Annotated in this window: 10 protein-coding genes; 3 read left to right on the top strand and 7 right to left on the bottom strand. The window is 40.5% G+C overall.

Annotated features, from left to right (window positions below; genetic code table 11):
* Positions 1-3: 3 nt before the first annotated feature.
* The 5 genes from KF872_01630 to mdh form a co-directional block, all read right to left on the bottom strand.
* Complete coding sequence (locus tag KF872_01630; GenBank protein MBX2902227.1) at positions 4-1,818, bottom strand: WG repeat-containing protein; 1,815 nt, start codon at positions 1,816-1,818, stop codon at positions 4-6.
* A 9-nt stretch (positions 1,819-1,827) separates the two neighbouring features.
* Complete coding sequence (locus tag KF872_01625; GenBank protein MBX2902226.1) at positions 1,828-3,384, bottom strand: CoA transferase; 1,557 nt, start codon at positions 3,382-3,384, stop codon at positions 1,828-1,830.
* The gene (locus KF872_01620; protein MBX2902225.1) at positions 3,385-4,098 is read right to left on the bottom strand and encodes a DnaJ domain-containing protein; all 714 of its coding nucleotides are present in this window, start codon (positions 4,096-4,098) and stop codon (positions 3,385-3,387) included.
* Positions 4,095-4,883 (bottom strand): prolipoprotein diacylglyceryl transferase, encoded by a 789-nt coding sequence (gene lgt / locus KF872_01615; protein MBX2902224.1) that lies wholly within the window; start codon positions 4,881-4,883, stop codon positions 4,095-4,097. Before lgt ends, KF872_01620 begins: the two co-directional genes overlap by 4 nt.
* A gap of 106 nt (positions 4,884-4,989) precedes the next feature.
* Entirely contained in the window at positions 4,990-5,925 is a 936-nt protein-coding gene (gene mdh / locus KF872_01610) for a malate dehydrogenase (GenBank protein ID MBX2902223.1), read from the bottom strand.
* A 143-nt stretch (positions 5,926-6,068) separates the two neighbouring features.
* Between mdh and KF872_01605 the strand changes: the two genes are divergently transcribed.
* Positions 6,069-7,658: a HAMP domain-containing histidine kinase gene (locus tag KF872_01605; GenBank protein MBX2902222.1), complete on the top strand. Its 1,590-nt coding sequence runs from the start codon at positions 6,069-6,071 to the stop codon at positions 7,656-7,658.
* Here KF872_01605 and KF872_01600 read toward each other — a convergent pair whose 3' ends face one another.
* The gene (locus KF872_01600; protein MBX2902221.1) at positions 7,659-8,456 is read right to left on the bottom strand and encodes a DUF2797 domain-containing protein; all 798 of its coding nucleotides are present in this window, start codon (positions 8,454-8,456) and stop codon (positions 7,659-7,661) included.
* Between the two features lie 32 nt (positions 8,457-8,488).
* Positions 8,489-9,274, bottom strand: coding sequence for a PorT family protein (locus KF872_01595; GenBank protein MBX2902220.1), 786 nt, complete (start codon positions 9,272-9,274; stop codon positions 8,489-8,491).
* Between the two features lie 19 nt (positions 9,275-9,293).
* Here KF872_01595 and KF872_01590 point away from each other — a divergent pair, with 19 nt between their 5' ends.
* Complete coding sequence (locus KF872_01590) at positions 9,294-10,067, top strand: class I SAM-dependent methyltransferase (protein MBX2902219.1); 774 nt, start codon at positions 9,294-9,296, stop codon at positions 10,065-10,067.
* 181 nt (positions 10,068-10,248) lie between these two features.
* Positions 10,249-14,844: a PKD domain-containing protein gene (locus KF872_01585; protein MBX2902218.1), complete on the top strand. Its 4,596-nt coding sequence runs from the start codon at positions 10,249-10,251 to the stop codon at positions 14,842-14,844.
* Positions 14,845-14,915: the final 71 nt, after the last annotated feature.

Raw genomic sequence — 14,915 nt, 5'->3', positions numbered from 1 at the left:
CGCTTATTTCCTTTTCCGTTTACCGCTTTTTTTAGGCGTAGCAGCCACCAATTTTTCCGCCACTCTTCCGGTGCTGTCTATCTTAAATCTTTGATATACAAAAATCCCTTTTTTTCCTTTTACACGCTCGCGAACGGCAACAACGGCATAGCCTTTTTCAAAATCGTTTGCCTCTGCATAACTCGGTGCTATTACCCAATTAAAACTATGGTTGATGTAGCCCCAAGTGGAATCGTTTTCGGTTACCGCACAAAGTGCCGATGAAAACACCGATGTTTGCGCATAATAGGTAGCGTTCAAGCGCGTACCGTTGGTATCTATAAAAGCCCAACCACTATCGGTTTTTACAGCCGCTACACCTTCTTTAAATGCAAGTGCATCCTTGTATTTAAAATCAATAGCTACTCGCCCTCTTCTATCTAAAAAGCCGTACTTCTCACCAACAGCTGCTGCATAGAATCCCTCGCTCACATCATCCACCTCTGTGTAAATTGCGGGTACAATAAACTTACCTCGTTTATCTACAACTCCGTACATACAAGAATCTTCGCTACAATTACCTATACCAACCACGGCTCTTCCATCTACAAAATCGCCTGCATAGTTAAAGAACGAAGCAAAAGCTGTATCACCTTTCTTATTGATATAATAGTAATAGCAGTTACCATCGCAATCTTCTTTAGTTACTGCTGCCAATCCATCGTAAAAATCATTTGCCTCCGTAAACTGAACAGGAATCAATTCTTCACCTGTGGCAGCATTTATATACCCAAACTTTTCATCGCGCTTTAGCGTTTTATATTCAACCTTTGAGCGCTCTATATCTTGCTGCACTTCACTCATAAATGGGTAGTTAGGATAGTGTTGTACAAAACTATCGAACTCCTGTGTGGTGGCGTGTACCGTTTCTAACAAGTAAAGTTCGCGCCATGCTGTAAAAATATTTCTATTGGTTGGATATAAGCGCAAAAAGTCTTTATACAAATCGGCTTCACCCTCTTTAGTAAACAACACATAAATACTATCCTGCACTCTGCCAATAGAAGGATGATTAGGATAGCTGCGTTGAAATTTTACATACGCATCTAAAGTATTCTCGTGTAAAGTTTTTTCTAAACCGCGCTGCTCAAATTCGCTTTTTGCTTCTTCGAAATACGCACCTTTAGGATACTGCTCCATATACTTTTTATACGATTCTGGCTTACCATCGGCAGTAATGCTTTTGTACAACAACTGCTCGTATAGCATGGTAGCTTGTGGAGCTTCTTTAGCAGCACCATAGGTATCTAAGAAAACTTTAAGCGCTTCGTGTGTATTTGCTTTTTGGGCAGCCTCGTATGCCAACGCATTGCGTTTATCGGTTGCTTGTTCCAACAAATTTTTATCGCTGTAAACAGCAATAAAGTGATTATACTTTTCGATACTGTTTACCTTTACTGTTTCATAAAAGGCATCTTTTTGAATTTGCTGATACAGCTCTTGCACCGTAAAATCTCGCACGCCAAACTCAAGATACTTTTTGGTGTTTTTATCATCGGGAGGCAATGGCAACTTCATAAATGCTCGCTTAGCAAAAACAAAAGCAGAATCTAAATTATAGTCCTTAAAATCTTTTGCTTTAAACACTCTTGCCAAACCAAAATTGGCAGCTACATTATCAGGCGATTTCTTCAACTCATCGGTAAAATTTGCAATGGCTTCTTCATAAACACCGGTATTCAACAATTTGTATCCTTTCTTTAAATCGCCTGCTGTGGCTGTGCTGCACCATAGAGCTATTGCCATTATCCATACAACACCAAGTTTATGTATCATCATACTACAATACTATTTTACAATTCCTTTTGCTGCTAATTCTTTAATATTTTTTTCATCTACACCTATGGCAGAAAGTACGGCAGCCGTATCTTCGCCCAATATAGGTGCCGACCAAAACTTACTAAAATCCGACTGCCCAAACTCTACCGGATGCCTCAAAATTTGCAACTTTTTATCGGGCGTAATTTCTGTTTCTATAAACATTTTTTGTTGGGAAAAATATGGCGACTGCAATACTTCACTTACATCATTTACGGGAGAAACACATACATCTGCTTCTGCAAAAATTTGTAGCCACTCCCCTCTGTTTTTAGAATAGAAAAGCGTTGAAACTTCTTGCTTCAATAATACCATCTCCTCCTTGGAAGCAATAATCTTTTCCTGCCATTCGGGCTTATGTACCATTCGGCAAAACGCACTCCAAAACTTAGGCTCTAAGGCTCCCAAAGCAATATATTTTTTATCGGCACACTGGTAAATATTATAATTGGCAATGCTGCCAGCCAATTCAAAATTTTCGGCAGTAAGTGGCTGCTGCTGTAGCTGCTGTGCCGCCAAAGGAAGCACCATTAAAGGCAATACGCAATCTGCCATTGCTACATTTATATATGTTCCTTTTCCATCTTTGGTTCGTTGAAAAAGTGCCGTTGTAATAGCATTCATTGCCATATAAGCACCACCCGCCACATCAGCTGCCTGAAAACCCGGCAATGTTGGCTTCGTGCCTGTAATAAATGGCAAACCGCTCTCTGCAATGTAGTTCATATCGTGTCCGGCAGCTTTAGCACGAAAAGAAGTGGCGCCATATCCCGTAATGGAAACATAAATCAATTGGGGATTTATGGCACTAAGTGTTTCAAAATCCAATCCGAATTTTTTCATTACACCCGGTCTAAACTGCTCTACCAATACATCTGCAGTTTTAATAAGCTTCAATAAACAGGCTCTTCCTTCTTGGGTTAAAAAATTGATAGCAATGCTTTTTTTATTTGCATTCAACGATAAATAGTATGCAGAAACTCCGGCTACCTGCGGCTCAAAACTTCTGATGTAATCCGGATTGTCCGGATCTTCTATCTTAATAACCTCTGCTCCTTGTTGTGCTAAAAACATAGTGGCAATTGGGCCGGGCAAAAGCCTTGTAAAATCCACAATCTTCACCCCACTCAGCGGACCTGCCAACATTGGCCTTTCTACATTTTTTAGTTTGGCTTCTTCGTGCAGCAGCTTGCTTTCATGCACCTTTTCAAAACGCCTGAAGCACTTGGTAAAACGAAGCATGGTTGCCACATTACTCACTTTTACTTTCCCTGAAACCAATGCCCATTGCGGGTTTAGCGCACCTGTTTCTAATGCCGCATAATTTTCGGCAGATGCTACCACTTCGCAATCCGGCTCAAAATGCAAACCTACACTTACCGTACACTGCTGCGCAGCTATACGAATTGTATATTGCAATGGCGCAGCGCCACTTAAGTTAAGGTGCACTACTGCATTGTAACCTTCACATTTTTCTTTCCTAAACCTACTGGGAATACTTTCAATAATCTCTTTTGCTGTTACCACTTATGCGCTAAATTTTTCTTTCAGTAATTGCTGATATGCTTCGCGTAATTGCTGAAGTTTTAACTCTGCTTGCTTACGTTGTTTCTCTGTATAATTCGGATTTTTATCGGGATGCAATTGCAGCACCAACTGCCTGTATGCCGTTACCAACTCTGCCTTGGTTGCGGTTTCTTTCAATTCAAACAAATCGAAAAGTGATTGAACTTTGGGCTGCCACTCTGCCAACAGTTTTTTGAATACCACATCGTTTATATTCAGCAATCCGGCTATATAAAATAGGAGTTTACGCTCCTTCTCCGAAAGTTGATTATCGCATATTGCAATGGCAAAAGCCCAGCGCAAAGTTTGTATGGCTACAGTTTCGCTTTGGTATATTCTAATATAGCCGCAAGATTTTTCGAGTTCATAAGTGTGTGCCATACAATGATGAAACACCTGCATTTTATCTTCTATAAATTGCTCGCCATTAGTGGCTATCAATTGCTGACGTACAAACTCAACTTCTTGTAACGTTGCTTTCCCATCGGCTTTAATAACGTGTGTTGCAATTACAAGCAAACAAGCCTCCAACTCGCTTACATTGCTGCCGGAATCAACAGCTTCGGCTTCTGGTGTATCGTTTAGTAAATTACCTGCGGCAAAACCTAATAGACCGCCAATAGGTCCACCAACCATCCACCCTAATCCTGCACCAATCCATTTCCCGTAACTCATCTTGTATTTTTTAATTTGCCGCTAAAGGTTAAGCCAAACATAACTAAACCAAGTGCAATTAAAGGTAAACTAAGTGTTTGAGTACTGCTTAAGCCCAATATACCACTCGCTTCCGGCTCCTTAGTAAACTCCAACAACAAACGGGTAGAAAAAATAACGGTTAAGAAAACACTCAGGTAAATTCCGGGCATTTTGTTTTCGATTCTTCTATACAACAATAATTGAAGCAATAGAATAAGTGCATAAGCAATAGATTCGTATAATACAGTTGGATGACGCGGAATGGCATCTACTTGTACAAAAATAAATGCCCACGACACATCGGTTGCCCTACCAACCAATTCACTATTCATAAGGTTGCCCAAGCGTATTAAAACACCTGCAATAATTGAAGCAATAGCCGTGCGCTCCATGAGCCACAAATAGCCATATTCCGGATAGCGTTTACTAAAAATCCACATTCCGGCAAACACACCTGCTACGCCTCCGTGGCTGGCTAAGCCGCCCCTCCACACCATAAAAATTTCTATTGGGTTTTGTAGATACCGCTCCGGTTCATAAAAAATTGCTTGTGCCAAACGAGCGCCTACCAATGCGGCAGAAAAAACATAAATCATTAGGTCTGCCATTTTCTCGGGATCTTTGCCCTCGCGCTTACAAAACCACTGTGCTAAAGCAAAGCAAAGTAAAATTGCTGTGCCCCAGCTTAAGCCGTACCACTTCACGGCAAAAGTTCCAATGGAAATAGCATCGGGACTGGGATTCCAAACAATGTAATTGAGCATGTGGCGAAAGTGTGTAAAAGTTTTGTGCCTTCAAATTACAGCATAAAAAAAGCGAAAACAGATTGCTCCGTTTCCGCTCCCTTTGTTCCGTTCTATACTATCTTTATTATAGCGTGAGTGTGCTTAATACGCTGTTCATATTACGTACTGCATCTGCACTCTTATTGAATGCTTCTTGTTCAGCAGTATTCAATTTGTAATCTACGATTTTCTCCCATCCGTTTTTGCCAAGCACTACCGGCACGCCCAAGCAAATATCTTTTTGCCCGTATTCGCCATCTAATGCCACACAGCATGGATACACTTTTTTCTCGTTGCGCACAATGCTTTCTACTAATGCTGCAACGGCTGCTCCCGGAGCATACCAAGCCGAAGTGCCAATGAGTTTGGTTAATGTAGCGCCACCAACCATAGTAGCAGCTGCTACTTCATTTAATGCTTCTTCGCTTAATAAATTGCTTACAGGCAAACCGTTTAATGTAGCTAAACGCGTTAAAGGGATCATGGTTGTATCGCCATGTCCGCCAATTACTACTCCGTGCAAATCGTTTGGAGAGCAGTTTAAAGCATTGCTTAAATTAAATTTAAAGCGAGAGCTATCTAAAATTCCACCCATACCAATTACTCTGTTTTTGGGCAAGCCACTGCTTTTGAGCGCCAAGTAGGTCATGGTATCCATCGGATTGCTCACAATTACAATAATGGCATTTGGAGAATGTTTTAAAATATTTTCAGTAACCCCTTTCACAATGGAGGCATTGGTGCCAATCAGTTCTTCTCGCGTCATTCCCGGCTTGCGCGGAATGCCCGAAGTAATTACAGCCACATCGGTTCCTGCGGTTGCAGCGTAATCGTTGGTTACACCTTTCACCTTAGTATCGAACCCAACTAAAGTAGCCGTTTGCATCATATCCATAGCCTTGCCCTCTGCAAAACCTTCTTTGATGTCAACTAAAATCAATTCCTCTGCAAGCTCTTTTCTTGCAATGTTGTCTGCCGCTGTTGCACCCACAGCACCGGCACCTACTACTGTTATTTTCATTATTAAATTTTTTAAATGTGTTGCGAAGCTAAGCGTAAAAATGAATTTGCAAATAGATAAATCACCTTCCTATTTGCAACTAAAGTTAAATAGAAGCTATTGTTTGCAACGGTTCGTGCATATTTGTTGCGAAAATATTTACCATGAAAATTAAATGGATTCCGGTTATTGGCTTAGCCATAGTGTTGGCGCTTGGCGGCTTAATGTACATTCAATTTACTTGGGTAAAACAAAGCTACGCTGTGCGTGAAGAAAAATTCGACCAAGGCGTAATGGTAGCACTCAATGCCGTTACCCAACAGCTAGAGCGCAACGAAGCCGTACTCTACTTTTCGCAAACAGGCTTGCCCGACTTGGGAAAATCAATGGCCACTATCTACGATACCATTCAATCTATAAAAACGCTAAACCCAAAATTTACACTTATTGATTCTGTAGGTCAGCATGCTATGAAGTTTGGATTTACAGATACTTCCGGCACCTTCATAAGTAAGTTTTATGGCAGCATAGAAGTGTTGCAAGACCACGCTAAAGGTTTACATGCCATTAGCCAAAGAGAACTTAAAAAAACACAAACCCCGGAGGAGCGCGAAAAAGAATTGATTGAATATCAATTTAGGAAATACAACCGTATGTTTCACGACTTGGCCATGCAGTTTATGCTCGAAGACAAATGCTTAGACGACAAACTCAACCAATCTTTAGTGGAACTACTACTAAAAACAGAGTTTGCAAAAGAGGGAATAGACAGCAGTTTCCAATATGCCGTATTCGATAATTTTATGGATAAAAAACTATTTGGAACCTTAAAGAAAGTAAACAAAGAGCAGTTTTCCAGCTACTATTCCGTGCCGCTTTTCCCAAACGATTTTTACGAAAATTCAGGAATACTCATCATCAACTTTCCCAACAAAAAGAGTTTTATTTTTAAAAGTATGTGGCTGATGCTCAGTGCATCGCTGGCGTTCATTCTAATTATTGTGGCTTCGTTTGGCGGAGCATTCTACATTATTTTCTACCAAAAAAAATTAGATGAACTCAAAACCGATTTCATCAATAATATGACGCATGAATTTAAAACTCCCGTATCTACCATATCGCTGGCTAGCCAAATGCTGCTAAATGAGCGCGTGCAAGAAAACAAAGAAAAGATAAGCAACTACGCACATATTATTGAAGAAGAAAACAAACGCCTAAGCGGCCATATTGAAAACGTATTGCAGGTAGCGCGTTTAGACCGTGGCGATTTTAAGTTGAAAAAGGAACAAGTAAACATACACCAACTACTAAACGATATTACCGATTCGCTAACCCTGCGACTGCAAAACGAAAATGGACTATTGGTAAAGCGTTTTGGAGCAGCAGAATGTGAAATTGAAGGCGATAAATTTCACCTCACCAACGCCCTCTTTAACTTGTTTGATAATGCCATTAAATATCGAAGAGATGCCGATCCGGAAATAGAAATAAATACGCGCAGTTCCAAGCATGGAATTTTTATTACCATAAAAGACAACGGCATTGGTATTTCTAAAGAAAATTTAAAACGCATATTCGAGAAATTTTACCGTGTACCAACCGGTAATATCCACAATGTAAAAGGATTTGGTTTAGGCTTGAGCTATGTAAAAATTATTATGTCTGCTCACGGTGGCGATATTTCTGTAGATAGCGAGCTAGGCAAAGGCAGTAGTTTTGAAATTTACTTGCCTTTTAAAAACGAAGCAGCATAGCTATGCAATCAACTCCACTTCGTAGCCGCTGTGCTTTCTTATATTCATTACGGTTCCGCCTTCAAATAAAAAGTACTGGCCTCGAATACCATCAAGCACCAACTTCAATTCATTCACTTTGTCGAACCCCACGCTTTTTACTTTTGTAGGATAGGTTTTCACCGGATACTCTAGTGCCAAAATTTCATTATCGGCACTTACAAATTGCCTTAATTCTTCGGGTAGCAATGCTGCTGCCTTTTGTTTCTCTTCTAATAAATTTTTATCGCCAGCACCAACATTCATCAGCATTTTACTCCAATGGGTTTTATCACTGAAGTATTGCTTTAAATACACTTCTATTTCACCTGCTTTTTGGCGATAAGGTGTTTCTGCCAAGATAATGGCAGCTGCAGCACCTTGGTCTATCCAGCGGGTTGGCACTTGCGTGCCGCGCGTTACGCCCACTTTTACTTCGCTGGTAAGCGCCAAGTACACATAGTGTGGCTGGTTGTGGTGGCGCTCTTCCCACTCCGGATCGCGCCCTTCGTGCAGGTGTGCGCGGCAAAGTTCCGGCCGCACAATACACTCGGCATTTTCCGGTGCGTTAGCAAAGCACGGATAGCACATACCTTCGCCAAAACTCTTTTTTGTTTTTCTGCCGCAAATGGTACAATAAATGTTGCCTGTCCATTTCAGCAATATTTCTTTACCCACCAATTCATTCACCGCCACATCATCTGCTCCCAATGGCAAATGGTATTGAACCGGATGTACAAAGCGGGTAGGCATTTTATCTAACACTCCAAGTGCACGCATATTTTATATTTTGTGTATGCAATAATCAACCGCTAATAAAAATGTCGCGGTGCAAAAACATAATGAAAACCAACATTTAAGCCGGTATAGAAATTATACGATTTCTGATACGTTAAATCATTCTTGCTAAACCAATCTATCTGGCGCATTTTATCGCCATTTACATCTACCACGCCACAATAATTGTGCAATCCAATATTTAAAAACCAATACCTGCCAAACCAAATATCTACACCAAAATTGACGGCAATACCAATATCGTACTTTCTAAATTTTTCGTTGAAAGAAAAGTTTAACGAATCGTTTACATAACTATGTCCGGCAATGGTAACTTTTTCGCTACCGCCAATTTGTGCGCCAAAGGCAGGCCCCAAACTCACATAAAACTTTGCCAACTTATCGCCATAGGCAAATTTTCCCAACACCGGAATTTGAATATAATTGAAATCTATATTGCGCTTAACTTTTACACGCCTATCGCCTTTAGTTCCAAATGTACCTTGCGGAATAGTTGCCGGACCATACATATCGTCTTCGTAATGCTGCCCCGCCCGTAGATACAAGATATGGGTTTCTATGCCCCATTTTTCATCAAAAAAATATCCAAAGTTAATACCGGCAGTTCCACCGGGTGTAAATAAATATGCCAGCTCCGATTGCCGCACCACTTGCTGTTTAAATGGAGCCAACGTGCCATAATTATTTTGATTCAAAATAAAAGATGCATTGGCAGCACCAGTAATGCCCAAATGAAAGTTCTTGTACTGCGCAAAAACAAGCGCAGGAAGCAATAATGTAATTAGGAAGAAATGTTTCACATTCGCAAACTTAATGTTAATGAAAGAATTTCTGCATCGTGTATTTTCTTATACGCATTATTTGGTAAAAGCTAAAACCAAATACTATTTGCATTCGCCCTTTGTGTACCAGTTTTATTTACATGTTTTGGGGTTGAAAAACACCACTGAAAATATTGAACACCTACGACAACAACTTTTAAACAACACCACCCAAATTACTTTTACAGATTTGGGAAACAATGGTACGCAACGCACCCGCACAGTTTCTACAATAGTACAGCATAGCAGCATTACACCCAAATACGGCAATGTACTCCTCAATGCCGTTCGATACTTTCAGCCCTCTACAGTTTTAGAACTTGGAACCAATTTGGGAATAAGCACCTGCTATTTGGCACAGGGCAATAAGGAATCTACCGTATATACCATCGAAGGCAGTAAGGCGTTAAGTTCTGTGGCACAAAAGAACACAGCAGCAGCAGGTATAAAAAACGTACAGTTCATAACCGGAAACTTCAATGAAGTTTTACCGGAAGTACTATCATCCATAAAAAAAGTAGATTTTGTATTCTTTGATGGAAACCATAAAAAAGCACCTACGCTGCAATACTTTGAACAATGCCTGAATTTTGCTCACGAAAACACTGTTTTCGTTTTTGATGATATCTACTGGAGCCAAGAAATGAGCAGCGCTTGGAACGAGATAAAAGCACATCCAAAAGTTACACTCAGCATCCACATCTACCGTATGGGATTTGTTTTTTTCAACAAACAAAAACTGGCGAAAGAGCACTTTAGCTTACTTTTTTAAACCGAAAAATTATTTTTGAAACAATTGTTCTGAATTTCTACACTAAAACTGGAACCATAGAAAACAAAACATATTTGAAGATTAAATAGAATTTTTTATCATTAACTTTTACAACTACCGACCTACGCCACAACAAACTATTGTAACAAGATTGTCGTCTATTTGAATATTGAAGAAAAGCATGAGGAGTTTACATTTTATTGCCATACTACTTACATCGTTTATATTTAAACAATTAGAAGCCCAACCCATTGCCAGTTTTACCGCAGATAGGTTTAGCGGTTGTGCCGGGCAGTTTCAGGTATCGTTTACCAATACTTCTACCGGAGCCACCAGCTATGTATGGCACTTGGGCGATGGCGACTCTACCAACGATGTAAATCCATCAAAAATTTATTTAGATCCGGGTACAAAAACTATTATACTTATTGCATTTAATGGTATTTCAAGCGATACAGCCACAGCAATCGTTCAATCTTTTCGTTCCCCCATTCCTCAGTTTACACTTAATAAAGATACTGCTTGTACCAACAGCCCTGTTTGTACCAACCAAAGCATTACTTTAGGAGATGCGCCTATAGCCAGTGCGTTATGGGATTTTGGTCAATTACCGGTATATTCTACATTAAACGATACTTGTTTTTATTATGCCACTGCGGGTAAATATCAAGTAACCAGAATTTTAGTAGATAGCAATGGTTGCCAAGGCACCTTAGTAAAACCCGGCATTATTGTGGTACGCCAACCACCTAATGCAGCATTTACAGTATCGCAAACCAGTTCATGCAGCGCACCCTTGTGCGTTCAGTTTACAAACAACTCTTCTCACCCTCAAAATATACCTATCGGTTATGTGTGGGATTTTGGAGATAATACCACTTCTACTACGCCATCGCCTCCTCAAAAATGCTACAATGCAGGTTCATACAACATAGTACTGAGAGCAAACGATTCCAAAGGCTGTTTTTCTACCGATTCTGTAAGAGTAAATGTAACCAACATCAATGCAAATTTTACACTAAGCACCAATAATGTTTGCCGTGGCGATACGCTTTCGCTTACCAATACATCCACAGCATCTGGCGGCACACCTACTTGCAGTTGGAATTTTGGCGACAACCGTTTTAGCACCGACTGCGATCCAAAGCATGTTTATACCCAAAACGGAACCTACAGAATAAAACTCACCATAACATTGAATGGCTGCACCGATACTATTTCAAAATTAGTAGCAGTTTCCAGCCCAATTTCACCTATTGATTTTACCGGTACACCACTCCAAAAATGTACACCTCCTTTAACTGTAAACTTTACGGGAAGTGCGCCCGGAGCCACCAGTGTGCAATACAATTGGGGGCAAAACAATAACACCTGCCCCACGCTCAACTGCTCTTATACTTACACGCAATTAGGCTGTTACGATGTTAGCCTCAGTGCTACCAACTCGGCAGGCTGTGTTTCAAAAGTTACTAAGCAAAATTATGTGTGTGTAAAATCTTTCGATGCCGATATTGCTGTGGATTCAACTTCGGGTTGTGCGCCACTAAAACTTACGTTTTCAAATGCCACTAATGTTGGAGCTACTATTGTAGATTGCAAATGGAGCATGGGTAACAATACCGTTTACTCAACAGATTGCAACAATCCTGTTACTTATACTTTTCAAACACCCGGCACTTACAATGTTTGGCTTCGGGTTCAAACTGCCGATGGTTGCTTTGATACCGCTTTCACCACTATTACGGTTACCACACCTCCTGTTGCCGACTTTGTAGCCACTCCACTACAAGCCTGCTTAAAAGTTCCTGTAAACTTCACCTGCTTATGTAGTGGAGGAAGCACTTACCAATGGGATTTTGGCCCGGGAAACAGCACCCAAAAAAACCCTGGTTACACTTATGACCAATCCGGGCCACATACTGTTACGCTTACGGTAAAAAATGGTCGTTGTGCCACTACGGTAAAAAAAGTGCAATACATTACCTCTTTAGTTCCTAAGGCCGATTTTACATATAAAACCACTTGTGGCAATCCATTAAAAGTTGATTTTACTTCTACCTCAGAAGGTGCCGACTCACTTTGGTGGCAGTTCCATACAGGGTTCCCGCAAACACCACACGATACTGCTAAAACTAAAAGCTACACCTACCTTGCGGTTGGAAGTTATTCTGTAACGCTGTATGTATTTAACATACAAACCGGATGTATTGATTCTATCACCAAAGTGGTAAACTTACTCAGCCAATCTAAATCATTTGGCGTAAGTAAAAGAATGGCATGTGTAGGTGAATCGCTCACCTTTAGCGACTCTACCAATTTTGGTTCAAAATGGTTTTGGTACTTTGGCGATGGCGACACCAGCAGCAAAAGAAATCCAATAAAAAAATATGCTGCACCGGGCAAATACACTGTAAAACTGGTAATAAACAACGGCTTGCCATGCAACGACTCTATCATCAAAACAAACTATATCACCATCAATAAACCAACCGCTTCGTTTACCACCACCCCACCAAGCGGCTGCCGCCCGCTTACCGTAGATGTTAGCAGTACCAGCACCGGAAATTCAGCTCCGGTTACCAAGTGGAATTGGCGGTTCTTTCCAAACGGCAATGGAAGCAATATAAATTCAACTACCGGAGATACTACTTGGACTTATAGCACAGGTGCAGTAAATTTCAGTATAAGACTAATAGTAACCGACTCTGTTGGTTGTAAAGACACTGCCACTAGAACCGTTGCACAAACAGTAATAAACCCCAATTTCACCCTTCCAATTTCTACCTGCTCCGGCAAAGTAGATACTTTTAAAAATACCACTCCGGGTTCAGGTTCTTACAATTTCATTTGGGTTTTTGGCGATGGCGATTCGCTCCGTAGATCTACCAGCGCTCCGGTAACTCATACCTATGCCGTATCCGACACGTATTATGTAAAGCTAATTGCTATACATAAAACCAATGGTTGTGTAGGCGAAACCGTAAAGGAATATATAGTAAACTCCTTAGGCTTGGGATTTTATAGTAATGCCATTACATCTGCCTGCCCTCCCTTTGCCACCCAATTTGTCAATACTTCACAAGATACTGCAGGTGTAACCTTTACTTGGCATTATGGCGATGGCACCACAGAAACCAACAATGGTAATCCCACAAAAGTTTATTTCTTTCCCGGCAATTACGATGTTGCATTAGTGGGCGAAAAAGGCGGCTGTAAAGATTCGTTGGCAAAAGTAGAATACATAAAAATCTTAGGCCCTCGCTTAGAAAACATCCAATTCAGTCCACCGTATGGGTGCCGTCCGCTCACAGTATTCTTTTCAGGGAAAATTTACGAAACAAAGAGCGCTGTTATACAATGGCGGGTGGGCGATATTCAAAATATACCAATAGTATATGGCGATACCGTTTACTTTAATGGTCCGCACCAATACTTAGATCCACAATACGATACGGGCTACGTGAAACCTGTTTTACTATTAGAAGATAATAAAGGATGTAAGGTAACCTATCCGTTGGGCGATTCTGTATATGTAGATGAGTATCCAATTCTTAACCAACGCGACACTTCTGTTTGTATTGGTGCCGTAGTAGAATACGATTTACCCGATGGTGATTTCTTTAAATGGGAACCTGCCGATTATTTAAGTTGCGATACTTGTAAATTTGTAGTTGCCAATGCACCGGATACCACTACATACACTATTACTGCTACCACCATTTGGGGCTGTGAAACTAAAGATACCATAACGCTCAATGTAGAAGACTTGCCTAAACTACACATACAACCCGATAGTTTTTTAAGGCTATGCACAGGCGAATCGGCAATTTTATGTGCCGGAGATGTTTACAATGCTCTATGGTCGCCACCTACCAACATTAGTTCACCTACTGCTATATGCCCAACAGTATATGCCAACGATACCACAACGTGGATTGTGTATAGCGAAAACCGCTTAGGCAACCGACCGGGCTGTTTTGTTTACGATACAATAACCTTATACCCAATTGACACTGTAAAAGTTGATTTTATTCAAGATACTTCTATTTGTGCAGGGGAATCTATAAAACTCAATATTACGGTGCGCGAAGCTTCATACAACGACACTGCATTCTTTTGGTATCCCACAACCTATTTAGATAATCCTAACCAGCAAGACCCTATTGCCACACCTCCATTTACAATGGATTTTACCGTAATAATTAAAAGCCCATTATGCGTTCCCGATTCGCATACATTTAATGTGGTGGTAAATCCTTTACCGGATGTAGAACTCTATCGAGATACCGTAGTAGCAGTATCTTCAGAAATTGAATTAGGAGCGCTTTCTCTAGATGCCGTTCAATACAATTGGGAATCAATAGACCCACTTAGCTGCAATGATTGTGCCGCACCAACACTTACAGCTAATTACACACAATGGATTAAAGTAACGGTAGCCAACCAATATGGCTGCACAGCTATAGATTCAGCATACATTAAAGTACTTCCTTGCCAACCGGATTTTATTTTCATACCAACTGTGTTTACACCTAATGGCGATGATTTAAATGACAAACTCTTTGTGCGTGGAAAGGCTTTAAAAAAACTTACCTCCTTTATTGTTACCAACCGATGGGGCAACGTAATGTTTTCTACCAATAATATTAAAGAAGGCTGGGATGGAACTTTCCGAGGGCAAATGTGTCCAACCGATGCGTATGTTTGGTATGTAAAAGGAATTTGTACCAACGACCAAGAAGTTGAAAAGAAAGGAACCATTACTTTAGTTCGATAAACTATACTGCATTTTTTTCAATGAAGATTTGGAACTTTCGCTGAAAAGATTAACTTCGTGTAACATTTTTT

Source organism: Chitinophagales bacterium (assembly GCA_019638515.1).
In the GTDB taxonomy this organism is placed as follows: Bacteria; Bacteroidota; Bacteroidia; order Chitinophagales; family LD1; genus UBA7692.
Note: the sequence above shows the minus strand (reverse complement) of the source record. Positions and strands in the feature narration are given on the sequence as shown.